Annotated in this window: 24 protein-coding genes; 3 read left to right on the plus strand and 21 right to left on the minus strand. The window is 58.9% G+C overall.

The window, feature by feature from the left end; all coding sequences use genetic code 11:
* Positions 1–7: 7 nt before the first annotated feature.
* The 10 genes from ACR0MV_RS16330 to ACR0MV_RS16375 all read right to left on the minus strand — a co-directional run bounded on the left by ACR0MV_RS16330 (position 8) and on the right by ACR0MV_RS16375 (position 10,793).
* On the minus strand, positions 8–841 hold the full coding sequence (locus tag ACR0MV_RS16330) for an ABC transporter ATP-binding protein (RefSeq protein WP_170426189.1): 834 nt from the start codon (positions 839–841) through the stop codon (positions 8–10).
* Positions 842–911: 70 nt separating this feature from the next.
* A complete protein-coding gene (locus ACR0MV_RS16335; protein ID WP_480702850.1) occupies positions 912–2,195 on the minus strand; it encodes an ABC transporter substrate-binding protein in 1,284 nt (427 codons plus the stop codon).
* Positions 2,196–2,269: 74 nt separating this feature from the next.
* Complete coding sequence (locus ACR0MV_RS16340; RefSeq protein ID WP_170426193.1) at positions 2,270–3,346, minus strand: branched-chain amino acid ABC transporter permease; 1,077 nt, start codon at positions 3,344–3,346, stop codon at positions 2,270–2,272.
* A 3-nt stretch (positions 3,347–3,349) separates the two neighbouring features.
* Entirely contained in the window at positions 3,350–3,607 is a 258-nt protein-coding gene (locus ACR0MV_RS16345; RefSeq protein ID WP_170426195.1) for a hypothetical protein, read from the minus strand.
* A 2-nt stretch (positions 3,608–3,609) separates the two neighbouring features.
* A complete protein-coding gene (locus tag ACR0MV_RS16350) occupies positions 3,610–4,596 on the minus strand; it encodes a branched-chain amino acid ABC transporter permease (protein ID WP_480702852.1) in 987 nt (328 codons plus the stop codon).
* Between the two features lie 29 nt (positions 4,597–4,625).
* Positions 4,626–5,444: an ABC transporter ATP-binding protein gene (locus tag ACR0MV_RS16355; RefSeq protein ID WP_170426199.1), complete on the minus strand. Its 819-nt coding sequence runs from the start codon at positions 5,442–5,444 to the stop codon at positions 4,626–4,628.
* Between the two features lie 78 nt (positions 5,445–5,522).
* Positions 5,523–7,496 carry an AMP-binding protein gene (locus ACR0MV_RS16360; protein WP_480702854.1) on the minus strand — a complete coding sequence of 658 codons (1,974 nt, stop codon included), beginning with the start codon at positions 7,494–7,496 and terminating at the stop codon, positions 5,523–5,525.
* 821 nt (positions 7,497–8,317) lie between these two features.
* Positions 8,318–8,716: an 8-oxo-dGTP diphosphatase MutT gene (gene mutT, locus ACR0MV_RS16365; protein ID WP_170412541.1), complete on the minus strand. Its 399-nt coding sequence runs from the start codon at positions 8,714–8,716 to the stop codon at positions 8,318–8,320.
* Complete coding sequence (gene argJ, locus ACR0MV_RS16370; RefSeq protein ID WP_480702855.1) at positions 8,713–9,939, minus strand: bifunctional glutamate N-acetyltransferase/amino-acid acetyltransferase ArgJ; 1,227 nt, start codon at positions 9,937–9,939, stop codon at positions 8,713–8,715. Before argJ ends, mutT begins: the two co-directional genes overlap by 4 nt.
* Before the next feature lie 5 nt (positions 9,940–9,944).
* Entirely contained in the window at positions 9,945–10,793 is an 849-nt protein-coding gene (locus ACR0MV_RS16375; RefSeq protein ID WP_480702856.1) for a peptidylprolyl isomerase, read from the minus strand.
* 176 nt (positions 10,794–10,969) lie between these two features.
* On the opposite strand from ACR0MV_RS16375, the gene secA reads away from it, so the two are divergent.
* The 3 genes from secA to ACR0MV_RS16390 all read left to right on the plus strand — a co-directional run bounded on the left by secA (position 10,970) and on the right by ACR0MV_RS16390 (position 16,291).
* Positions 10,970–13,687, plus strand: a complete 2,718-nt coding sequence (gene secA / locus ACR0MV_RS16380; RefSeq protein ID WP_480702857.1) for a preprotein translocase subunit SecA — start codon at positions 10,970–10,972, stop codon at positions 13,685–13,687.
* A 99-nt stretch (positions 13,688–13,786) separates the two neighbouring features.
* The gene (locus tag ACR0MV_RS16385) at positions 13,787–14,710 is read left to right on the plus strand and encodes a hypothetical protein (RefSeq protein WP_480702858.1); all 924 of its coding nucleotides are present in this window, start codon (positions 13,787–13,789) and stop codon (positions 14,708–14,710) included.
* Positions 14,711–14,734: 24 nt separating this feature from the next.
* Entirely contained in the window at positions 14,735–16,291 is a 1,557-nt protein-coding gene (locus tag ACR0MV_RS16390; RefSeq protein WP_480702859.1) for a phosphate ABC transporter substrate-binding/OmpA family protein, read from the plus strand.
* A gap of 3 nt (positions 16,292–16,294) precedes the next feature.
* On the opposite strand, the gene radC is transcribed toward ACR0MV_RS16390, so the two are convergent.
* From radC to thiD, 11 genes are read right to left on the minus strand one after another with little or no spacing between them, the layout of a single operon-like run.
* Positions 16,295–17,050: a RadC family protein gene (radC, locus tag ACR0MV_RS16395; protein WP_170426215.1), complete on the minus strand. Its 756-nt coding sequence runs from the start codon at positions 17,048–17,050 to the stop codon at positions 16,295–16,297.
* Between the two features lie 35 nt (positions 17,051–17,085).
* The gene (locus ACR0MV_RS16400; RefSeq protein WP_480702861.1) at positions 17,086–17,820 is read right to left on the minus strand and encodes an ABC transporter permease; all 735 of its coding nucleotides are present in this window, start codon (positions 17,818–17,820) and stop codon (positions 17,086–17,088) included.
* Positions 17,817–18,545, minus strand: coding sequence for an ABC transporter ATP-binding protein (locus ACR0MV_RS16405; protein ID WP_480702863.1), 729 nt, complete (start codon positions 18,543–18,545; stop codon positions 17,817–17,819). Before ACR0MV_RS16405 ends, ACR0MV_RS16400 begins: the two co-directional genes overlap by 4 nt.
* The gene (gene tenA, locus ACR0MV_RS16410; RefSeq protein ID WP_480702864.1) at positions 18,542–19,216 is read right to left on the minus strand and encodes a thiaminase II; all 675 of its coding nucleotides are present in this window, start codon (positions 19,214–19,216) and stop codon (positions 18,542–18,544) included. The genes ACR0MV_RS16405 and tenA overlap by 4 nt, the downstream gene beginning before the upstream one ends.
* A complete protein-coding gene (locus ACR0MV_RS16415) occupies positions 19,213–20,148 on the minus strand; it encodes an ABC transporter substrate-binding protein (protein ID WP_170468307.1) in 936 nt (311 codons plus the stop codon). Before ACR0MV_RS16415 ends, tenA begins: the two co-directional genes overlap by 4 nt.
* 19 nt (positions 20,149–20,167) lie before the next feature.
* Complete coding sequence (locus ACR0MV_RS16420) at positions 20,168–21,130, minus strand: HesA/MoeB/ThiF family protein (protein ID WP_480702866.1); 963 nt, start codon at positions 21,128–21,130, stop codon at positions 20,168–20,170.
* The gene (locus ACR0MV_RS16425; protein WP_480702868.1) at positions 21,127–21,723 is read right to left on the minus strand and encodes a thiamine phosphate synthase; all 597 of its coding nucleotides are present in this window, start codon (positions 21,721–21,723) and stop codon (positions 21,127–21,129) included. The genes ACR0MV_RS16420 and ACR0MV_RS16425 overlap by 4 nt, the downstream gene beginning before the upstream one ends.
* Positions 21,720–22,484, minus strand: a complete 765-nt coding sequence (locus ACR0MV_RS16430; protein ID WP_480702870.1) for a thiazole synthase — start codon at positions 22,482–22,484, stop codon at positions 21,720–21,722. The genes ACR0MV_RS16425 and ACR0MV_RS16430 overlap by 4 nt, the downstream gene beginning before the upstream one ends.
* 3 nt (positions 22,485–22,487) lie before the next feature.
* The gene (gene thiS / locus ACR0MV_RS16435) at positions 22,488–22,682 is read right to left on the minus strand and encodes a sulfur carrier protein ThiS (protein WP_480702871.1); all 195 of its coding nucleotides are present in this window, start codon (positions 22,680–22,682) and stop codon (positions 22,488–22,490) included.
* Entirely contained in the window at positions 22,666–23,643 is a 978-nt protein-coding gene (locus ACR0MV_RS16440; protein WP_480702872.1) for an FAD-dependent oxidoreductase, read from the minus strand. The genes thiS and ACR0MV_RS16440 overlap by 17 nt, the downstream gene beginning before the upstream one ends.
* On the minus strand, positions 23,640–24,443 hold the full coding sequence (gene thiD / locus ACR0MV_RS16445; protein WP_480702874.1) for a bifunctional hydroxymethylpyrimidine kinase/phosphomethylpyrimidine kinase: 804 nt from the start codon (positions 24,441–24,443) through the stop codon (positions 23,640–23,642). Before thiD ends, ACR0MV_RS16440 begins: the two co-directional genes overlap by 4 nt.
* Positions 24,444–24,480 lie beyond the last annotated feature (37 nt).

Raw genomic sequence — 24,480 nt, forward strand, 5'->3', positions numbered from 1 at the left:
CATTCCCTTACAGCCACCTCTTGCGGCGGCGGTAAGATCGCACGTCACGGAAACTTTTGCGGCCTTCATCGGACATGCCCAGATAGAACTCTTTCACATCCGGGTTTTCGCGCAGGTCGGCTGCGGGACCGTCCATAACAACGCGCCCCGATTCCAGAATATAGCCGTAATGCGCGAACCTTAGAGCCACATTTGTATTCTGTTCGGCCAGCAAGAAGGACACGCCTTCTTTCTCGTTCAGGTCCTTCACGATGCCGAAAATCTCTTCGACCAGCTGCGGGGCAAGACCCATCGAGGGTTCATCCAGCAGGATCGTCTCGGGTCGCGACATCAGCGCCCGGCCCATCGCAACCATCTGTTGTTCACCACCCGAGGTATAGCCTGCCTGCGACCGGCGGCGTTCCTTGAGGCGCGGGAAATACGTGTAGACCAGCTCAAGGTCCTGCTGAATGGCCGCTTTGCCATCCTTTCGGGTGTAGGCCCCGGTCAGCAGATTTTCCTCAACGGTCAGGTGTTCGAAACAATGGCGACCTTCCATCACCTGGATGACGCCCTTTTCCACCAGATCGGCCGGATCACTTTCGTGCACGCTGTTGCCGCGATAGGTGATGGTTCCTTTGGTGACCTCGCCGCGTTCCGAATGCAGCAGGTTTGAAACAGCCTTCAGCGTTGTGGTCTTGCCCGCGCCATTACCACCCAACAGGGCCGTAATACCGCCCTTGGGTACGGTCAGGCTGACGCCTTTCAGAACGAGGATCACGTGGTTGTAGATCACCTCGATATTGTTGACTTCAAGCAGGGTTTCCGCCTGCACGTCAGTGGTTTGAGCCGCATCCAGCATCCGGGCATGTCCTCGTGCGTGTGTTGGGGTCGGAGCGGCAGCAACCCGCCGCCCCGAAAGTCAAAGCGCTTTAGTTGCAGCGCGTTTCAATGTTGTTCTCTGCCGCATAAGCAGCCGAGTCCTCGGCGATCAGGGCGCCAATCACTTCGGCATCGGTCGGCTTGAAGTCCTGAACCGTGTTCCAGGTCTTGGCAGAGGCATCCCACTGGACGACACCAACCAAACCTGGGCCACCGTGATTTTCACAGGTGACCGTGAACTCGGGGCCAAAGCCGCCCATACCAAGCGCATCCATTTTTGCGTTGGTCATTTCCAGAGCTTCCATACCGTCCCGCATCATTGCAGGGGTGATGTCGGCAACGCCGTGGATCTCTTGTGCGGTCTTGATGGCCTCAGCAGCCAGCATCGCGGCGTAAAGGCCCCGGTTGTACTGCACCGTGCCCAATTGATCCCCGGCACCGGCAGCTTTGCCTGCATCGACGACAAAGGTCTGCAGATCGCCATAGACCGGATAGTCCTTACCCAGTCCAGTGAAGGTCAGAGCTTTGTAGCCATTGGCCTTTTCACCAGCCGGTTCGACGTCAAATTCGGCACCGGACCACCAGACACCGATGAAGTTTTCCATCGGGAACCGGATGTTCGCGGCCTCTTGCACGGCGACCTGGTTCATGACGCCCCAGCCCCACATGATAACATAATCGGGCTTGTCGCGGCGGATCTGCAGCCATTGGGACTTCTGTTCCTGACCCGGGTGATCCACCGGCAGCAACGCCAGATCATAGCCATACTTCTCTGCCAAGGTTTCCAGGGTGCGGATCGGCTCTTTGCCGTAGGCAGAGTTGTGATAAACTAGCGCAATTTTCTTACCGCTCAGGTCGCCGCCATTCTGCTCGAGCAGATAGTTGATCGCGCCCGAGGCACCGTTCCAGTAGTTGGCCGGGTAGTTGAACACGTGGCTGAACACAGTGCCGTTTGCGGCCGAGGTGCGGCCATAGCCCATCGTGTGCAGCGGGATGTTGTCAGCGGTCACTTTGGGGATCAGCTGATAGGTGATACCGGTGGACAGAGGCTGATACACCAGAGCGCCTTCGCCCTTGGTGGACTCATAGCACTCAACACCTTTTTCCGTATTGTATCCGGTTTCGCAGGACACAACGCGGATCGGTTCGCCGCCAACGCCGCCGTCACGTTCGTTCAGCAGGGTGAAATAGTCGTTGTATCCGTCCGAGAACGGGATACCGCCAGCAGCATACGGTCCGGTCCGATAGCTGAGATCCGGGATCACCAGATCCGCCATCGCCGGCCCTGCGGCCATCAGGGCGCCCAGCGCCATGGTTGCCAGTGTCTTGTTCATCGGGTGTCTCCTCCCTTGGTTAGTCCGATGTTGGGTTCGGGCTTGTGCCGCCCGTCTTATGATTGGGCCTGCCCCTAGTGAGGGAACGGCCAGAGTCTGAGTTTCTCTTTCGCCACGCGCCACAGCTGCGCCAGACCATGTGGTTCGAGGATCAGGAACATGATGATCAGTGCGCCGACGATCACCAATTGCAGGTGCGCCACGATGTCGGTGGGCCAGCCCAGAACATCGACGCCGACAACTTTCAGGACGACTGGCAGCAAGACAAGGAACGCTGCGCCTGCAAAGGACCCGAAAATAGACCCTAGCCCGCCGATAATGATCATGAATAGCACCAGGAACGATTTCTGAATTCCGAAGACTTCGCCAACTTCGACCGCGCCAAGGTAGACTGCAAAGAACAGCGCGCCAGCGATGCCAATAAAGAACGAGCTAATGGCAAAGGCGCTCATCTTGGCCTTCAGCGGGTTCACCCCGATGATCTCGGCCGCGATATCCATGTCGCGGATCGCCATCCAGGTGCGCCCGGTGGTGCCACGTGTCAGGTTGCGGGCAATGATGGCGCTGATGGTCAGGAAGATCAGGCAGAACAGATAGGTGGCCCAGGCCGAGGCGTTCGGACCGGTAATGATGATGCCGAACACATCACGCTCGGGCGCGTTGATCTGTCCCGAGGCCGAGTAATTGTAGAACCAAGGCACCCGGTTGAACAACCACACAAGGAAGAACTGTGCCGCCAGCGTGGCCACGGCCAAGTAAAACCCCTTGATCCGCAAGCTGGGCAGACCAAACAGCACCCCGACAATCGCGGTGATGCCTCCGGCAAGAATGACATGGATGAACATGCTGACATCGGGAAAGGCCGTCATCAGCTTGTAACAGGCATAAGCCCCCACGGCCATGAACCCCCCTGTACCCAGGGACACCTGCCCGCAATAGCCGACAAGAATGTTCAAGCCGATTGCGGCAATCGCGTAGATCAGGAAAGGCAAAAGCAGCGCGTTGGCCCAGTAGTCATTGATGATGAAGGGAATAATCCCGAACGCCACTGCCAGAACCACGTAATAGCGATACCGGTCGAATTTGATCGGGAAAGTCTGGCTGTCATCCACGTAAGAGACTTTGAAGTCTCCGGCCTCACGATAGAACATGTCTTACTTTCCCCATTCTTCCTGCGCCCGGTTCCGGGCTGCGGCGTCCAGTTGATTGGACCCTTTGGCATATCCGCTCGCCTCTGAGGCGCGCACGAGTTTCAGGTAGGCCAGGATGCCCATGACCAGCCCGGCAAAAGCCAGGATCGCGGCGATCGTCAGCTGGCTCGGGCTCAGATCATCCGACGTCAGGGCGATATACCCGAACGCCCAAAACCCGGCCCACGAGATGACGTTTACGATGGCGATCAGCTTTTGCATCGCTAAACCCTCTCGATGATCTTCTCACCGAACAGGCCTTGCGGCCGGAAGACGAGGAAGATCAGCGCCAGAACATAGGCGAACCAGTTCTCGGTCGCGCCGCCGACCAGCGGGCCGATGGCGAATTCAAACAGTTTCTCACCCACGCCGATGATCAGCCCGCCGACGATCGCTCCGGGGATCGAGGTGAACCCACCCAGCATCAGCACAGGCAACGCCTTGAGGGCAATCAGCGACAGTGAAAACTGCACGCCCGATTTCGTACCCCACATGATGCCCGCGACCAGCGCAACAAAGCCAGCGACCGACCACACCATGATCCAGATGAAGTTCAGCGAGATACCAACCGACAGCGCCGCCTGATGGTCATCAGCCACCGCGCGCATCGCACGACCCTGTTTGGTATATTGGCTGAACGCAACCAGCGCAGCCACCAGCAGGGCGGCAATGATCGTTGCCACGATGTCCAGATTGTCGATGAAGAAGCCGTAGCCAAAGATGCTGAACGTGCTTTCATCGATCCACAGGTTGATGCCCTGCGGCAGACCCACATCCAGCGTCTTGATCTCGGACCCCCACATCAGGTCGGCCACACCTTCAAGGAAATAGGCCAGACCGATGGTTGCCATGAACAGGATGATCGGTTCCTGCCCCACCAAGTGGCGCATCACGAACCGCTGCACGGCCCAGGCCAACAGCACCATCACCGCCATCGTCAGAAGGATCGCCACAATAGCCGGAACATTCCAACCAAAGTAGTGAATGTGCGTCCCAAAGATCGCGTTGATCAGATGCGAAAACGGCACCTGCCCATTCATGATCCCCACCAGCGTCATCGCCGCGAACAGCGCCATAACCCCTTGAGCATAGTTGAAAATCCCCGAAGCCTTGTAGATCAGCACAAAGCCCAGAGCCACCAGCGCATAGAGAACCCCGGCCATCAGACCGTTGAGGATAACCTCCATCGCAAATACGAGTTGTTCAGGCATGTGCGCCCCCTCTCATGTCTGTCAGATGGTCAGTCATGGCTCACCCCCAGATAGGCATCGATGACTTCCTGATTGTTGCGCACTTCGTCCGGGGTGCCGTCGCCGATCTTGCGGCCATAATCCATCACGACCACGCGGTCGCTCAGGTCCATCACAACGCCCATATCGTGTTCGATCAGGGCAATCGTGGTGCCGAACTCGTCATTCACGTCGAGGATAAAGCGGCTCATGTCCTCTTTCTCTTCGACGTTCATACCGGCCATCGGTTCATCCAGCAGCAACAGCTTGGGCTCGGCTGCCAGCGCGCGCGCCAGTTCGACGCGTTTCTTCAGGCCATACGGCAAGCGAGACACCGGTGTCTTGCGGATGTGCTGGATTTCTAGGAAGTCGATGATCTTCTCGACCGCCTCGCGGTTCTCAACCTCTTCAGCCTCGGCTTTGCCCTTCCAAAAGGCCTGCTGAAAGATGTTTGTTTTCATATAGTTCAGCCGACCGGTCATCACGTTGTCCAGAACGCTCATGCCTTCGAACAAGGCGATATTCTGGAATGTTCGGGCAATGCCCTGCCGCGCAACCTCATAGGGGCGCATCGGTGGGCGTTTTGCCCCATGAAACCAGACCTCGCCCTCCTGCGGGACATAAAACCCGGAAATTACGTTGAGCATCGAGGATTTACCGGCCCCGTTCGGCCCGATGATGGCGCGAATCTCACCCTCGCGAATGTCGAACGAGATATCCTTGATCGCCACAACACCGCCAAAGCGCAGGGTGATGTTCTTCATTTCCATCACCACACCGCCGATCTTGCGGCCGTCCTCGGTGACATATCCTTCGGAATTATCCAGCATCAGTCACTCCCTGACTTGCGGAAAAACGGGACGGCGGGCGGGGCGATGACCGCAGGTCGAGCGGCGCTCGGCGACCCCTCATTCCGCCGCCACCTTGTGCTGCGCGACTGGCACAACCGGCGCATCGACGATTTCAAGCGTGGCCGAGATCGAGCCCTTGCGTCCGTCCTCATACGTCACTTCGGTGGTGGTCGAAACGCTCGAGGACCCGTCATAAAGCGCGGCAATAATGTCGTGGAACTTATCCTCGACAAACCCACGGCGAACCTTCCGGGTCCGGGTCATCTCGCCATCATCCGCATCCAGTTCCTTGTGCAGCACCACAAAGCGGTGGACCTGGCACCCCGACAGCATCTCGTCTGCGGCCACCGACTTGTTCACCTCTTCCACATGGGCCTTGATCGTCTCCAACACGCGGGGATGGCCCGCCAGTTCCTGATATGACGCGTAGGCCACGTTGTTGCGTTCGGCCCAGTTACCAACCGCGGTCAGGTCGATATTGATGAAAGCCACGCAGCGATCCTTGCCATTGCCGAACAGCACGACCTCAAGAATGTCTGGATAGAACTTCAGCTTGTTCTCGACGTACTTGGGCGCGAACATCGACCCATCCGCCATTTTGCCGACGTCCTTGGCCCTATCAATGATCCGCAAATGGCCCGAGCCTTCTTCGATGAACCCGGCATCGCCCGTCGCCACCCAACCTTCGGCATCCTTGGTCGAGGCCGTGGAATCCGGATTGTTGTAGTATTCAACGAACACACCTGGCGAGCGATAATGGATCTCGCCATTGTCGTCGATTTTCAATTCAACATCCGGTGCCGGGACGCCCACGGTGTCCGCCCGAACCTCACCATCAGGCTGCACGGTGATGAACACGGTCGCTTCGGTCTGGCCGTAAAGCTGTTTCAGGTTGATGCCTAGCGAACGGTAGAAATCGAAAATCTCCGGCCCGATCGCCTCGCCCGCCGTATAGCCCACGCGAAACCGGCCATAGCCGAGCGTGTCTTTCAGCGGTCCGTACACCAGCATATTGCCCAGCGCGTATTTCATCCGGTCGCCAAAACCAACAGGCTTACCATCCAGCAGCAAGCCGCCAACCTTTTTGGCGTGCGCCATGAAGTGATGGAACATACGCTGCTTCAGCTTGCCCGCATCCTCCATCCGGATCATCACATTGGTCAGCTGTGTCTCGAACACGCGCGGAGGGGCGAAAAAGTAAGTCGGCCCGATCTCACGCAGGTCGGTCATCATCGTGTCAGCGCTCTCGGGGCAATTCACGCAGAAGCCGCACCAATAGGCCTGACCGATGGAAAAGATGAAATCACCCACCCAGGCCATCGGCAGGTAGGACAGGATGTCCTCGTTCCGGGTCAGGTGGTCGAACTCTGCCGAATTCTTAGCGCTTTCGATCACATTACGGTTCGACAGAACAACACCCTTGGGCTTGCCAGTGGTGCCCGAGGTATAGAGCATCACACAAGTGTCGTCGTAGGTGATCGCTGCGATGCGCTTGTCCAGTTCGGCATCAAACCGCGCGTGACCGGCGCTGCCCTCAGCCATAATGTCCTCAAGCGCGTTCATCTGGCTGTGGTCGTATTTCCGCATCCCACGCTTGTCAGTGTAGAGGATGTGTTTGACCTGATGCAGGTTCTCCTGAATCTCGATGACCTTGTCGACCTGCTCCTGATCGCCGCAGACGACGTATTTCGCGCCGCAGTGTTCCAGAACATAGGCCATCTCTTCGGCGACCGAGTCCTGATACAAAGGCACAGGAACCGCCCCTACCATCTGAGCCGCGACCATCGACCAGTAATGTGCTGGGCGGTTGCGGCCTATGACGGCGATGTGGTCGCCTCGTTCAACGCCAAGCTCAAGAAATCCCAGCGCAATCGCACGAACCTCCTTGGCCGCTTCGGCCCAGGTCCAGCATTGCCAGATTCCGAATTCCTTTTCCCGATATGCCGGGACGTCCCCGAACTGGGTCGCATTGCGGTGTAGAAGCGCCGGAAGGGACTGCAACCCTTCGGCGCCCGACTGCGTCTGAACCAATCTTCTTCTCCTCCCCATCCGGCCCCTCCTCCGGGCCGGAAACGGCGGACCCGAGGATCAACCCCGGACGCCAACGCCCCGATTAAGGGACGCTTGCACGATCAGCGTCAACTTTTTCCTGATGTTTTCTCAATTCTTACGAATTGTAACAGGGGTGGGGGGGCGATCTTCCAAGTTGTACGAAGTATGCAAACCGCGAAGTAATGCGCTCCAAAAAAAAGAGCGGTGTAAGTTTTCGTTACCCTTTTTTTCACAAGGTTGCAGAGGATGCGACAAGGGCCATGAGTGCGTGGCCTGACAAAAGGCAGTTTCGAGCTCTTGGTGACCACTCAAAAAGTTGTGCTTGTGACTAGAGACGAAACGCCGAAATAATAGCTATAAGACCGAAGAGCGCTCCGAATAATAGCCCGCAGAAGTACGCAATACCAATCTTCGCTATCTTTATGTGGGGTCTTCTTAGTGGGTCGCCTTTCTTTCGGAACCATGTCGAAACAAGGGTAAGCAAATTGAGATTGATGAGTTGGCCGGACTCCATAAGTGCTTTAAATTCCGGTTTTTTTGTATGGCGACGAAAGCTCAACGGCATCAAAACAAACAAGAAAATGATCCAAAAAAGACCCACTAGATTTCTGTAGTCGATTGCATCCATAAAGAAATTCCAACAACGATCCGAAGACACTACAGTTCGTGGCATTACACCTTAGGCGAGTAGTAAGCGCCTTGATAATGAAACTTGCCATTCCCAAAGCGCAAGCAATGACAGCTTAATCCGCATACTCGATATCCGGACCGATCAGCTCGAACGACTTCGGGATTTAACTTTATAACCAATCCCGCAATATCGGGATCAGCGGAACATCCGCCGCCGGCATCGGGTAGTTGCGCAGATCATTTGCCCGCACCCATTTCAGCGCCTGACCTTCTTTGGATTGCGGAATCCCCTCCCACTTTCGGCAGGCAAACAGTGGCATCAGCAGGTGGAAATCATCGTAGCTGTGGCTGGCAAAGGTCAGTGGGGCAAGGCACGAGGCCCAGGTGTCGATGCCCAGTTCCTCGTGCAATTCACGGATCAGGGCGACCTCGGGGGTTTCGCCGGGTTCGATTTTACCTCCGGGGAATTCCCACAAACCGGCCATGGATTTGCCTTCGGGGCGCTGCGCCAGCAGCACCCGGCCTTCGACGTCAATCAGCGCCACAGCAGAGACCAATACTGTTTTCATGAACGGTAATCCGCGTTGATTTCGATATACCCGTGAGTCAGGTCACAGGTCCAAACGGTGGATTTTCCCTCACCCAGACCCAGATCGACGCCGATCACCAAATCCTGACCTTTCATGTACTCGGCGGCGTCTTCCTCGCGATAATCAGGGCTGACCCAGCCCTTCTCGGCCACCAGAATGTCCCCGAACGAAATGCTCAGAAGATCGCGGTCGGCAGCGGCTCCGGATTTGCCGATGGCCATGACCACACGGCCCCAGTTCGGGTCCTCGCCCGCGATAGCGGTTTTGACCAGCGGGGAATTCGCAATCGCCAAACCATGCACCTTGGCATCCGCATCCGAGGCGGCACCCGTCACGCGGATTTCCACGAATTTCGTGGCTCCTTCCCCGTCGCGCACAACCTGCTGCGCAAGGTCCAGCATCACCTTTTCAAGCGCCTGTTCGAACACCGCGTTTCCGGTGGCGTCCACGCCCGAGGCTCCGGTCGCGCACAGAAGCAGACTGTCCGAGGTCGAGGTGTCGCTGTCCACCGTAATGCAGTTGAACGTGCGGTCTGTCTGCGCGCCCAACAGGGCCTGCAAAGCCGATTGGTCGATCTTGGCATCGGTGAAGATGTAGACCAGCATCGTCGCCATGTCCGGCGCGATCATACCTGAGCCTTTGGCAATCCCTGCAATAGAGACTGTTTTGCCGTCAATCTCTACCTGTGCCGACGCCCCTTTGGGAAAGGTGTCAGTAGTCATGATCGCCCGCGCGGCGTCTTCGACCGCATGGCGGCTGAGGCCCGCTTTCAGCGCCTCAAGCTGCGCCACAATCCGATCGTGGGGCAGCGGCTCGCCGATCACGCCGGTGGACGAGGTAAAGACCCGTTCCACCGGAACACCGGTTGCGGCCGAGACCGCCTGTGTCACCTCGGCCACCGAGGTTTGACCGTAATGGCCCGTAAAGGCGTTGGCGTTGCCCGAGTTCACAAGAATGGCAGCGGGTCCGTCACTGGCCCCACCGATTTTCTCCTGACAGTCCAAAACCGGGGCCGCACGGGTCGCCGAGCGCGTGAATACGCCCGCCACGGACGTGCCGGGATCAAGAACCGCCAGCATGACATCTGTTCGGCCCTGATAACGGACACCTGCCTCGACGGTGGCAAAACGCACACCGTCAATAGCAGGCAGATCGGGAAAACCCGCTGGCGCGAGCGGCGAAACCTTGGTGATCGTGGCCACGGGGATTACTCCTGAATCAGGTCGATCTGGCGAATGACCTCGGGACCGGTACCATCCAGCGCTGAACGTTCGATTTGTGCCGTCTGGGTCAACTCGTCGATTTTGGCCTGAATCGCTTCTTGTTGAATGGTTTGGGCCAGCTGATCCCGCACTGCATCCAGCGCCGGAGCTTCGGATTTGCGGGTGTCATTCAGAATGATCACGTGCCAGCCAAACTGCGTCTGAACCGGGTCCGATATCTGGCCTTTTTCCAGCCCAACCACAGCGGTTTCGAATTCGGGCACCATGCGGCCCTTACCGAACCACCCTAGCGACCCACCATTGGGACCGGACGGGCCAGTAGACTTTTCCTTGGCCATTTCAGCAAAATCGGCACCATCCTCCAGCTGTGCCTTGATGTCCTTGGCCGCATCCTCGGTCTCAACCAGAATGTGGCTGGCGTTGTACTCATCCTCGCCCTGGAAATCAGCGAACTCTGCGTCATAGGCAGCTTGGATCGCCTCATCGGTCAAGGCACCGTCAAGCAGCGTATTCACCGTCTGCACCGCCTGCATTGACCGGCCTTCGTTCTCAAGCCCCAACTGGTTCAGTTTGCTCAGCGACTCCTGCTGCTGGGCCAGCAATTGCTGCTGAATCAACTGCTCGATGATGAATTCATACAGAACGTCATCTTCGATATCGGCGTAATTTGGCGGCAAAGCAGCCACAGCAGCGATCACGTGACCCAACGTGATCGTGTCACCGTTCACATTGGCGACAACAGTGTCCGCATCTGGCTTGGTTTCGGCGGCCAGCGGCAGCGCCATCACGGCAGCCAGAGCCAGCGATGGCAGAAAAGTGAGGCCTTTGGGCATGGAATCATCCTATTTTCTTGCCGCGACAGGGCGCGGCGTTGACACTCTGGAACCTGCCGCTTACATCGCTTTGAAGCCTTGGACAGGGCCGCCTTTCACCCCCCGTATCTATGGGTTGCGCGCAAGGTGGGCAAGCCTGTCGCAACCAAGACAAGAACAGATCCGCTGGAGTGAACATGCTGGGACTCGGAACGCTCGCCAAAAAGGTGTTCGGAACACCGAACGACCGCAAGATCAAGGCGACCCGCCCCCTGATCGAAAAGATCAACGCGCTGGAACCCGAGTTCGAGAAACTGTCGGATGACGGTCTGAAGGAAAAGACCGAAGAACTGCGCAAACGCGCGCTGGATGGCGAAAGCCTCGACGACCTGCTGCCCGAAGCCTTTGCCAATGTCCGCGAAGGCGCTAAACGCGCGCTGGGTCTGCGCGCCTTTGATGTCCAGCTGATGGGCGGTACGTTCCTGCATCAGGGCAACATCTCGGAAATGAAAACGGGTGAGGGCAAGACGCTGGTCGCGACCTTCCCGGCCTATCTGAACGCGCTGACCGGTAAGGGCGTGCACGTCGTTACCGTGAACGAATACCTAGCTAAGCGTGACTCGGAATGGATGGGCAAGGTTTTCGCAGCCCTTGGCATGACCACGGGCGTGATCTGGTCCGGTCAACCCGACGACGAAAAGATGGCCGCTTACAAGTGCGACATCACCTATGCCACCAATAATGAGCTGGGTTTCGATTACCTGCGCGACAACATGAAGGCGGATCTGGAACAGGTTTACCAGAAACACCACAATTTCGCGATTGTTGACGAGGTGGACTCGATCCTGATCGACGAGGCGCGGACACCGCTGATCATCTCGGGGCCGTCGCAGGACCGCTCGGACCTGTATACCGCCATTGATGGCCTGATTCCGTCACTTAGCGACGAACACTTCACACTGGACGAAAAATCCCGGAATGTGACCTTCACTGATGAAGGCAACGAGTTCCTGGAGCAGCAACTGATCGCCGCTGGTCTGATCCCCGAGGGCCATTCGCTGTATGACCCCGAAAGCACAACGGTCGTACACCACGTGAACCAAGGCCTGCGCGCGCACAAACTATTCAATCGCGATAAGGACTACATTGTTCGTGACGGCAACGTGGTTCTGATCGACGAATTCACCGGCCGCATGATGCCGGGCCGCCGTTTGTCCGAAGGTCTGCATCAGGCCATCGAGGCCAAGGAAGGCGTGCAAATTCAGCCCGAGAACGTGACGCTGGCCAGCGTGACCTTCCAGAACTATTTCCGCCTCTATGACAAACTGGGCGGTATGACCGGTACAGCCCTGACCGAGGCCGAGGAATTCGCCGAAATCTACGGTCTGGGTGTGGTCGAAGTTCCGACCAACAAGCCGATCGCCCGCATGGACGAGGACGATCAGGTCTATCGCACCGCCATGGAAAAATACGGCGCGATGATCAAGGAAACCAAAGAAGCGCAGGAAAAGGGCCAACCGGTCCTGCTGGGCACGACGTCCATCGAGAAATCCGAGTTGCTGAGCCAGATGCTGCAGAAGGAAGGCATCGAACACAACGTTCTGAACGCCCGCCAGCACGAGCAGGAAGCACAGATCGTCGCTGATGCAGGGCGTCTTGGTGCGGTGACCATCGCAACCAACATGGCAGGCCGCGGCACCGACATTCAGCTGGGCGGCAATGTCGAGATGAAGGTTCTGCAGGCGCTGGCCGAAAACCCCGAGGCCGACCCGGCCCAACTGCGCGCAGCCGAAGAGGCGCGCCACGCCGAAGAAAAAGAAAAGGTTCTAGCTGCCGGCGGTCTGTACGTTATGGCGTCTGAACGCCACGAAAGCCGCCGCATCGACAACCAGCTACGCGGTCGTTCGGGCCGTCAGGGCGACCCGGGCCGCACCGTGTTCTACCTGAGCCTCGAAGACGACCTGATGCGTATCTTCGGCTCGGAACGTCTGGACAAGGTCCTGACTACACTGGGTATGAAAGAGGGCGAGGCGATCGTGCACCCTTGGGTGAACAAGTCGCTGGAACGCGCGCAGTCCAAAGTCGAAGGCCGCAACTTCGACATGCGAAAAAACGTCCTGAAATTCGACGACGTGATGAACGACCAGCGAAAGGTTGTCTTTAGCCAGCGGCGCGAGATCATGTCCTCGGATGACCTGTCCGAGGTCGTGGCTGATATGCGCGAACAGGTGATCGACGACCTGATCGACGAATATATGCCGCCAAAATCCTACGCCGACCAGTGGGACACCGACGGTCTGCATGAAGCGGTCAAAGACAAGCTGACCATCGACGCGCCGGTTCAGGACTGGGCCGCCGAGGAAGGCGTGGATGACGAGCAAGTGCGCGAGCGTCTGATAAACGCCGCAGACGAGATGATGGCGCAGAAGGCTGCCGCTTTTGGCCCCGAGAACATGCGCAACATCGAAAAGCAGGTTCTGCTGCAGACCATCGACAGCAAATGGCGCGAGCACCTGTTGACGCTGGAACATCTGCGGTCGGTCGTTGGATTCCGCGGCTACGCTCAGCGTGATCCGCTGAACGAATACAAAAACGAAAGCTTCCAGTTGTTCGAAGGCATGCTGGATTCCTTGCGCGAAACCGTGACGCAGCAACTGTCGCGCGTTCGCCCGCTGACCGAGGAAGAACAGCGCGAGATGCTGGCCCAAATGCAGTCTCAGCAGGCCCAGGCACAACAGGCGGTCGACAAGGCCGCAGATCGGGCCGAAGCCGTGGCCGAAGCGAAAGCTTCGGGCGACGCACGCCCCGGTTTTGTCGAAGACGATCCTTCGACCTGGGGTAACCCGTCGCGCAACGATCTTTGCCCCTGCGGATCCGGCAAAAAGTTCAAACACTGCCATGGTCGGCTGACCTGAGGTCACCCTCCCTCGACACAATGAGTCCGCCTCACGGCCACATATTGGCCGTGATTCGACATCACATTGCGACTCGCTCCTTCAACTGGGGAGGGTGTTTTGTTCGTAATCAAGAATTACGTAACCACTGGCGGCACTGTGGCTTGTGCCCTGGTAATTGGTTACCTGATGCAAAATGGATGGCCCGCGCAATCGGACGATGCGCAGGTGCAACCGGACGTGGTTACCAATCAGTCTTCGGTTATCGCCGGGCTGCAGGATGTCGTGCTGACCTCGTCGACTCCAGCCTTGAATACGCCGCGCGGCGCTCAGCCCACGCAGCGCTCGCTGCAGCCCAGCCGGTCAACCCGCTCTGACACTTCGAAATGCGCACTAAGCGCGCGTGCTCACGCCGTGCCCGGCGCCTCCGCCCGCCTGACCGTGAAAGCCCCCTGCCACAGCAATGAACGGATTGAGGTGCATCACAGCGGGCTGAAAGTCACTCAAAAAACGGACAAGAACGGCCGTCTGGATCTGACGATCCCAGCCCTGTCGGAATATGCCATCTTTCTGATCTCAGTCGACGATCAGACCGGGACCGTTGCCACCACTCACATCCCGGACATGGCAGATTTCACCCGCATCGCCCTGCAGTGGCAGGGGGACACAGACCTGCAAATCCATGCGCTGGAATTTGGGGCCAGCTATGGCGGCACAGGTCACGTCTCGGCCAATACGGACACAGGTGGGGCGGGCACCGTCGTGCATTTGGGCCAATCCGGGTTTGGAGACGCGCAGAATATCGAGGTTTACTCCTTCCCGGTCTCCCAGACCGATCAGACTGGTTCGATCGAGCTGACCATCGAAGCCGAGGTGAACGACGCCAATTGTGGCCATGATCTCGCCCTGCAATCACTGGAACTGCGCGGGGATCGCCGCTTGCGATCACGCGATTTGACGCTGACCATGCCGGATTGCGCACAAACCGGTGAGTTTCTGGTGTTGAATAATTTGCTCCAAGACCTGACAATCGCGGCAAACTAAACCGCAGGCAGGCTCGGCTTTCGTATGACATTTTTTCGTGTGGCAACGGCTACACTGATTTCGGCAATTCTGGCGTCACAGGTCCTTGCGCAGGACATTACCCTGACCTCGCAGGACGGCAAGGTCGAGATCACCGGCAACCTACTGAGCTTTGATGGCGAGTTTTATCGTGTAGAGACGCAATTCGGTGAGCTGACCGTCGATGGGTCTGGCGTTACCTGCGAAGGCCCCGCCTGCCCCAGTCTCACCGACTATGTAGCCGAAGTTCGGTTTTCCGGCTCGTCGGTCATGGCAGAAAAGGTTCTGCCAGCACTCATTGTCGGCTTTGCCCGGCAAGAGGGGCTGTCAGCAACACCGCAGCCTTTGGGTGCCGGCGCTTTCGCATATGAACTGCACAAGGCGGGGCGCAATGCTCCGTTGGGCCGGTTTTTCTTTGATCCCGGTAACACCGGTGGTGGATTTAGGGATTTGGTCGCTGATGAGGCCGATATCGTCATGGCGCTGCGTGAGATCCGCCCTTCAGAACAAGAGGCCGCACAAACGGCCGGGCTGGGCGATCTTGCCGGGGCGCGCCGATCAAGGGTCATTGCGCTGGATGCGCTTGTCCCGATCGTAGCACGCGACAATCCGGTTCGGCAGATCTCCCCAGCTGAGTTGGTTCGCGTTTTTTCTGGCGAAATCGCAAATTGGTCTGATCTGGGCGGACCCGACGCGCCAATGTCGCTGCATCTACCCGACGCGGGCTCGGGCCTGGCACAAGGGGTCGAGGATCGGCTGCTGGCACCCGCGAATGCAACCCTTGCCGAGGGTGTTTCGCGCTATACCCGCAATAGTGATCTGGTTCGTGCGGTCGCTGATGATCCATTTGCAATCGGCATAGCCAGCCATGCCGAGATTGGGGCTGCCCGCGCCCTGCCTTTGACCGGCGGATGTGGTCACGCATTGGCGGCCACGCGGCAATCGATTAAAACCGAGGACTACCCGCTAACCTCACCAATGTTCCTGTACCTGCCGGAAATCCGTCTGCCCCGCATCGCACGGCAGTTCCTGGCCTATACCCAAAGCGCCGAGGCTCAGATGGCGATCCGTAAGGCGGGTTTTGTCGATCAGACTCCGGAAATGATGCAGATCGGGCTGCAGGGCGACCGTTTGGCCAATGCGGTGGTTTCAGGTGGTGCCGAGGTTGGGTTGGACGAGTTGCAGCGCATGATCAAGACGCTGCGCCCCCAATCCCGTCTATCGCTGTCCTTCCGGTTCGAGGCCGGATCATCCCGCCCCGACGCCCAGTCACGCTCGAATATTCGGGCGCTGGCGCATGCGCTGGAAACCGGAGCTGTCGACGCCCGCAAACTGACCTTTGTCGGCTTTAGCGATGGGGACGGCGCGGCGTCAGCAAATGCGCGGATCGCGATGTTGCGGGCCAGAACGGTACGCAACGCGGTCATTGCAGCGGTTGAAACAGCCATTCCAGACAGTATCGAGATCGCGGTGGACGCTTTCGGCGAGGCGATGCCCATGGCTTGTGATGACACCGAATGGGGCCGAAAGGTCAATCGTCGGGTCGAGGTCTGGGTGCAGTAACCCCTACAGATACCCCTCGGATTGAAAACTCAGCTCGTTCGATTTGCCGATGATCAGGTGATCATGCAGCGTCAAGCCCAGCGCGACGCAGGCATCCTGTATCCGGTTGGTCATGTCGATGTCCGATTGCGAGGGCGTGGGATCACCCGACGGGTGGTTGTGCACCAGAATTAAGGCCGAAGCGTTTAGTTCCAACGCGCGTTTGGCGACCTCACGTGGGTAGACCGGCACGTGATCAACGGTGCCTTTGGCCTGTTCTTCATCAGCGATCAGCACGTTTTTCCGGTCTAGGTAAAACACTCGGAACTGTTCGGTCTCGCGATGCGCCATGGTTGTATGGCAATAGTCGAGCAGCGCGTCCCAACCCGAAATCACATGCCTCTGCATCACCCGCGCGCGGGCCATGCGGTGGGCACAGGCCTCAAGGATTTTCAGATCGGTGATGACCGTGTCCCCGACCCCTTTGATCTGCCGCAACCGTTCCTCGGGCGCGGTGAGGACGCGATTGAAATCGCCAAACGTATCCATCAATGCCCGGGCCAAAGGCTTCACGTCCTGCCGCGGAATCGACCGGAACAAGACCAGTTCCAACAGTTCATAATCCGGCATAGCTGCTGATCCACCCGACATGAACCGTTCGCGCAGACGTTTTCTGTGGTCTTTGATGTAGGACGGCAACCGGCCCTTGGGCAGTGGCTGCACCGGGGCTTCGTCCGTTTCAAACAGCATCGGGGCTTCGGCAAAGGCGTCCTGTGTCATGAGGCCATCCTGCCGCAGAATCGGTTTCCGAATAGTTAACGCGCCTCACCCGCCATGCGCGCCGTGGCACGGCGGACGATCAGGTGCAGTAGGATCGAAAACACCCCCAGCGTCAGCATCGCCGCAAACATCAGATCCGTCTTGGCCCGCCCATTGGCAAGCAACATCAGGTATCCCAACCCTTGCGAAGACCCCACCCACTCACCAATCACCGCCCCGATCGGCGCATAAACGGCGGCCAGCCGCATTCCGGACGCCAGCGAGGGCAAGGCTGCGGGAATGCGAATATGCCACAACACTGCGCGCGGACTGGCCTGCATGGTGCGCGCAAGGTCCAGATAGCCTGGCGGCGTCCGCATCAGCCCGTCAAAAAAGGATGAGGTGATTGGGAAATAGATGATCAGAACGGCCATCGCGACCTTGGACCACAGGCCATACCCCAGCCACAAGGTCAGCAAGGGGGCCAGCGCAAACACCGGCAGGGCCTGAGTGAAAACGAGCATCGGCTGCACCAGCACCCGTGCGGCGCGGGAATTCGCCAGTTGCAATGCAGTGACCACCCCCAAAATGGTGCCGCAGGCAAGGCCAATGATGACCTCGACCGCAGTGACCCATGTGTGTTCCGCGATCAGCCAGCGGTTCTGCCACCAGGTTTCAGCCACCAGCGCCGGCCCCGGCAGGATGAACTTTGGCAGGCCAGTGAGGGACACGATCCCCTGCCAGATAACCAGAGCAAAGACCGTTGCGGCAAGGGCAGAGAGCAACTTCATGCCGCTTCCTCGCGCAACAGACGCAGCAGCGCGCCCTGCGTTTCCAGCGTTTCAACGTCGTCAACTTTGCGCGGGGCTGGCGCGTGCGGGGGCTGGCAGGATGTAACGCCCAATTGAGTCATGACCACGATAGATTGGCCCAGCCGGGCAGCCTCGGACGGGTCATGGGTTACCAACAGCACAGTGCGGTCCTGCAGTGCCTCCGCCGCGAGGTCCTGCATATCCGCCCGCGTGCGGGCATCCAGTGCCGAAAAAGGTTCATCCAGCAATACGATCGGACGGTCCTCCATCAATGTCCGGGCCAGGGCAACCCGCTGACGTTGTCCACCGGAGAGCTCGGCTGGTTTCTTGCCCATATGATCTTCCAATAGCATCCGTTTGATCAGTCGATCCCTGCGGGCAAGATCGGGCTTTTGCCGACGCAGCCGTGCACCTAGGCAGACATTTTGCGCGACCGTGGCCCAGGGCAGCAGCAAATCGTCCTGTGCCATATAGGCAACCCGATCCTGAACCGATTTCCCGTCACTGGCGGAGATTTCTCCGTCAAAATCCGCGCCGGTTTCCAGACCGGCAATCAGGCGCAGAATGGTTGTTTTGCCAACGCCCGACCCGCCCAACAGACAGGTCCACTGCCCTGCCGCAAGGGTCAGGCTGAGCGGCACGAACAGAGGCGCGCCATTGATGGTGGCAGACCCGTTGATGGTCAGATCGGGCGCTGGGGTCACGGCGTCAGGCCCATTTGCCAGAAGTTGACCTCTAGCTCGGTGGCTGTTCGGAAGGTTTGGCACAGACGTTGCCAACGCGGAGAGTTCGCATATTCCGGACCAATACGCCGTGTTAGAGACTGTTCCAGCAATTCACCAACCGCTTTGCATGCCTCTTGGTAGTCCGGACCCGCATAAGTGTTGATCCAATCAAGGTAAGTGTCTGAGATCGCCTCGGACTCCAATCGCGCGCCGATCTCACCATACCCCATCACACAGGGCGCAAGGGCGGCCAGAAGGTCCAGCAGATCACCGCTATACCCGGCCTCAAGCACAAAGCGGGTATAGGCCAGGTTTTCTGCGCGTTCCGGGGTGGCGAACAACTGGTCCTCCGGGATGCCTTCGGCCTCGCAAATCCCGATATGCAGTTTCATCTCTTCGCTGATCAAGCCGTTCACGGTGCGCGCCGCGGCCTGCATCTCTTCGTGGGTCTCGGATTTCACAACCGCCAGCGCCCAGGCGCGGGAAAAGTGGATCAGGAAAACGTAATCCTGCCGCAGATAGTGCAGAAACGCGGCGCGCGGCAGGGTGCCGTCTTTCATGCCCTCGACAAAGGCGTGGCGGGTATAGTCCCGCCACGGCCCCTGCGCGGCACCACGCAACAGCGTGAAGGCTTTGCCATAGTCGCTCATGGTGCGGTCACATCGACCGAGATGGCGCTGACCGGGTTGATGCTGTCGATCATGCCGCTGTCTTTCAGGAAGGCTTCGAACCGGGCATAACGACCCGCGTCAAAACCCGCCGGGCGCAGCGCAAAACGGGGCAGAGTGTCGACCCAGGCGCGCGCGTTCAGTTCATCCTGTAGCTCGGGTGAGGTGGCGGCGAAGATTTCCCAGCTTTCTTCGGGGTTGTTGACGATGAACTGTGTCGCCTTCTCGGTCGCGGCCAGAAAGCGGGCGACTTTGTCGGCGTCCATCGTATCGGGGTTGGCGACATAGATCAGCTCATCATAGGGCGGTACGCCTTCTTCCTCGATATAGAAGCAGCGGCCCGCGACGCCTTCGATATCCATCTGATTCAGTTCAAAGTTACGGAACGCGCCGATCACGGCATCGACCTGACCTGTCATCAGCGACGGAGACAGCGAGAAGTTGACATTGATCATCTCGATATCGTCCAGTGCCACGCCATGGGCGTTCAGCATGGCGCCCAGCACGGCCTCTTCCACACCGGCGACCGAGAAGCCGACTTTCTTGCCCTTCAAATCGCCCAGCGTTTCGATCGGACCATCTTTGAGGACCAGCAGACAGTTCAACGGGGTGGCGACCAGGGTGCCAACGCGCTTGAGCGGCAAACCTTCGTGAATCTGCAGGTGCAATTGCGGCTGGTAGGATACCGCCAGATCGGCCTGCCCGGCGGCGACCAGACGCGGCGGGGCCGATGGATCGGCAGGGGGCACGATTTCGATCTCAAGCCCTTCATCGGCGAAGTAACCCTTTTCCTGCGCCACGATGATGGGACCGTGGTCGGGATTGACGAACCAGTCCAACAGGACGGTCATCTTGTCCTCGGCCCAGGCTGGCGCGGCGGCCAGAAGGGCAATCGCTGTGATCAGCTTTTTCATGTCTCGCGTTTCCTTTTCTTCACGCGGTTGAAGCCGCGACGAGGACGATCTCGCCCGGCCAATTCGGTTTCAATTGTTCCGCGGCCCGCCAGGCTCGCAGCCCGCTAGCACAGCAAAGTGCCAGTCTTTGACTTGTGTTAGGCTCTATCTTGATCGAATCCGCTGACTGGCGGCGGGCTTTAGGGTGAATGGGATGAGGGGCTTCATCTGGGCTGCGCAGTTCTATGATCAGATCATTCGCGGTCAGCTGGCTCGCTGAGATGAAAGAGAAATGATCTGCGGGCTCTGACGCGTCGTCGAAGCGAAACGAACTGCTGCGCAGGGTGCGGGCATCCAACTGCACCATTAAACCCAGTGGAGAGGGGGCCAGGCCGAGTATCACACTCAGCGCCATCTGGGCCTGCATCGCGCCGATCATTCCAACGACAGGTCCCAGCACCCCAGCACTGGCACAGCTGGTTCCGCTTTCCGGCGCATCCGGGAACACGGCCCGCAAAGACGGCGCGCCACCGCAGAAGCCACCAACGTAGCCCGACAACCCCAGAACCGAGGCGCTGATGAGCGGCTTGCTCAGGGCGTGGCAGGTATCGGACAGGGTGTAGCTGGCCGCATAACTATCGGCGCAATCAAGCACGATGTCGGCCTGCCCAACGAATTCGATAGCGTTTTTACTTGTTAGAGCCTGTTTCTCGGCTGCTATCGAGATTTCGCCGTTCAAAGCAATGCATCGTTCGGCGGCGACTTCGGCCTTGGGGCGGCCGCAGTCTTGTTCGGTAAACAAAGTCTGTCTGTGCAGGTTCGACAGCGCGACCTCATCGCGGTCCATGATGGTAAGTTCGCCGACTCCGGCACCGGCCAGCAGAGGCAGCGCCGGCGCTGCCAATCCACCTGCGCCCACCACCAGAACGCGCGCTGCGGACAGGTGAGCCTGACCGTCTGCACCGACCTCGGGCAGGATCATTTGACGGCTGTAGCGGCTCATCTAGTGGCCTCGATCCACGCCCGCACCCGAGCCTCGGGGTCTGCATTCAGCGTAATGTCGGTCACGACCGAGACAATGTCCGCCCCCGCCGTCAACACACCCGGCGCGCGCTCGACGCTCATGCCGCCGATACCGACCAGCGGAATTTCCCCCACGCGCGCCTTCCAATCTGTCACACGGGGCAAGCCTTGCTGTTCCCATTTCATCTTTTTCAGGATCGTGGGGTAAACCGGTCCCAAGGCGATGTAATCGGGGTCCATGGCCAGCACGCGCTCAAGCTCATCATCGTCATGGGTCGAAACGCCCAGTTTCAGGCCCGCGCGCCGAATGGCCTTTAGATCGGCATCGTCCAGATCTTCCTGCCCCAGATGAATCCAGTCGCACCCCGCGTCGATGGCCGCCTGCCAATAGTCGTTCACCACCAGAACCGCGCAATGTTCGCGGCATAGGTCACGAGACACCGCGATCTGCTCGTGCACCACCGCATCAGGCTGGTCCTTGATGCGCAGTTGCACCAGCTTCACACCCAAAGGCAGCATACGGCGCAGCCAGTCGGAGTGGTCGAAGATCGGGTAGAACCGGTCGAGCCTCATGACAGAAACGCCTTTCCGATCACAGGGGTCGAGGGCTCAGCCATATCGCGGGCCTCGATCGGATCGGCATGATGAGCCAATTGCCCGGCCTCAATCGCCAGCTTCATCGCTTTGGCCATCATCGCCGGATCCCCGGCGCGGGCCACTGCGGTGTTCAGCAACACTGCATCAAAGCCCAGTTCCATCGCGCGCGCAGCATGGCTGGGTAGGCCAATCCCAGCGTCGATCACCAGCGGGACGTCCGGGAATTCCGCGCGCATCGCACGTAGGGCGTATTCGTTGTTCAGCCCCCGACCTGACCCGATAGGCGCGCCCCAAGGCATGAGAACCTCACAGCCTGCCGCCAGCAGACGTTCACCCACGATCAGATCGTCGGTGGTGTAGGGAAAGACCTGGAACCCATCCTCCGTGAGGATGCGCGCCGCTTCGACCAGTTGGAAAACGTCGGGCTGCAGGCTGTCTGTGTGACCGATCAGCTCCAGCTTGATCCATTTGGTGTCAAAGACCTCTCGCGCCATGTGGGCTGTGGTCACCGCCTCCTTGACCGTGTGGCAGCCGGCGGTGTTTGGCAAAACCAGAACGCCCAGGTCGCGGATCATTTGCCAGAATGTCTGCCCCGCCCCGGATTCACGCCGCAGTGATACGGTTGCCACCCCAGCACAACTATTGCGAAAGGCCTGCTCCAGGATCGCCGGGCTGGGATATTGCGCCGTCCCCAACATCAGGGGGTTCGGCAACCGCGTGCCATAGAACTCATTCATCGCTCAGCCCCCCTGCATCGGAGCGACGACTTCGACCCGATCACCGTCTTTGATCTTGTGGGAAATGCGCAGGCTAGAGGGGACAAAGTCCTCGTTCACCGCCGTGGCAACACGACCGGAGAACCCGCATTCCTGCAGAAGTTCCGCAAGAGTTTCGGCACGCACCGCGCGCGATTCACCGTTAAGCACGATCTTCATCGACCATCTCCGAATGTTTGTTGTCCAAGGCCAAATCGGCCACGCCCTGTGCCAGCGCCGGGGCAAGAAGGTAGCCGTGGCGATAGAGGCCATTTGCATAGATTGTCCGCCCCAGCCGCCGAATACGCGGCAGGTTGTCGGGGAAGGCTGGGCGCAGATCGACACCGATCTCCAGCACTTCGGCCTCACCAAACGCCGGGTTCAACGCATAAGCCGCGCTGAGCAATTCCAGCATTGAGCGCGCCGTGATCCGGCTGCTGTCCTCGGATTCGATCATCGTCGCGCCCAGCATGTAGACGCCATCACCGCGCGGCACGATGTAAAGTGGCATCCGTGGATGCAGCAGGCGCACAGGCCGGGTCAAGGTCATGTCCGGGCAGCGGATCACCAGCATCTCGCCCTTCACGCCGCGCAGGTCGGGCAAGTATTCACGCGCATGCAGACCCCGACAATCAATCGCGTTGTCCAACTGCGTTGGTGCCATTCTTTGGTGAAACGCGACCCCGTGGTCCCGAAGCTGTCGGGCCAGATCCCGCAACGCCTGACGGGGGTCCAAATGAGCTTCGTCACCAAAGTAGAGACCATTGGCGAAACCATGCAGATCAGGCTCTAAATATAATATTTTGTCACGGTCTGTTTCGGAAAAGCCCTCAGTTCGGCGTGCAAAACGGCGCAGGTCTGGCAGGTCCCGCGGGTTGGCAACCACCAGCGTACCGCGTCTGTGCACCTGAGTGCGCGACGACCACCAGTCGATTGCCGTCTGCCCAAGGCGCAGCACCGGCTCCTCGGCATTCTCATACTCACACCAAGGGGCCAGCATTCCACCCGCCCACCAGGAACAGCCATGCGGGCCGGGCGGGCCGCCGGGATCGAACATCTGCACTCTCGCTCCGCGCGCCACCAGCTCGGATGCGACGGCCAGACCAGCCACGCCTGCGCCTATGACCGACCAGACGGTCATGCAGGCCAAACCTGATGGAAGTGATGCACCGGACCGTGGCCCTGACCGATATTCAAAGCGTCAGCCTTGGTGATCGCACCCTGAAGATAGCCATGCGCCTCGGCAACTGCGCGGTCTAGCGGCAAGCCTTTGGCAAGCCCGGCCGCAATGGACGAGGACAAGGTGCAGCCGGTTCCGTGGGTGTTGCGCGTCTGTTGACGCGGGGCCTGAAACTCACCGATGACGCCATCTGCTGACACCAGAATATCGTGACAAATGTCACCTCTTCCATGCCCGCCTTTCATCAAGACCGATTTGGCACCCATGGCGCACAGATTAAGGCCTTGTGCGACCATCTGATCCCGACCAACTGCAGGCCCAACTTCCAACAAACAGGCGGCTTCGGGCAGGTTCGGGGTCAACGCAGTAGCCCTTGGCAAAAGAACGTCGCGCAAGGTCTGTACGGCCTCTTCGGCCAAAAGCGCATCGCCGGATTTGGCGATCATGACCGGGTCCAGAACCACTGGCCCCTGAAACGTTGCGATGCTGTCGGCCACGCAGTGAATGATCTCAGGCGTTGCCAACATGCCGATCTTGATCGCGCTCACGTTGAGATCAGACAAAACGGCCTCGATCTGCGCGGCAATGACATCAAGTGGAATACCGTGGACAGAGGTGACCGCCCGCGTATTTTGCGCCGTCACCGCGGTGATCACGCTGGCACCATAGACGCCCAGCGCGGACATGGCCTTGAGGTCGGCCTGTATTCCGGCCCCTCCCCCGCTGTCGGATCCTGCAATTGTTAAGGCAATGGGTGCCAAGTCGTTGCTCCAGTTCAAAAGGGGCAACGAGGCATAA

The organism is Ruegeria sp. BC3 (assembly GCF_056539265.1).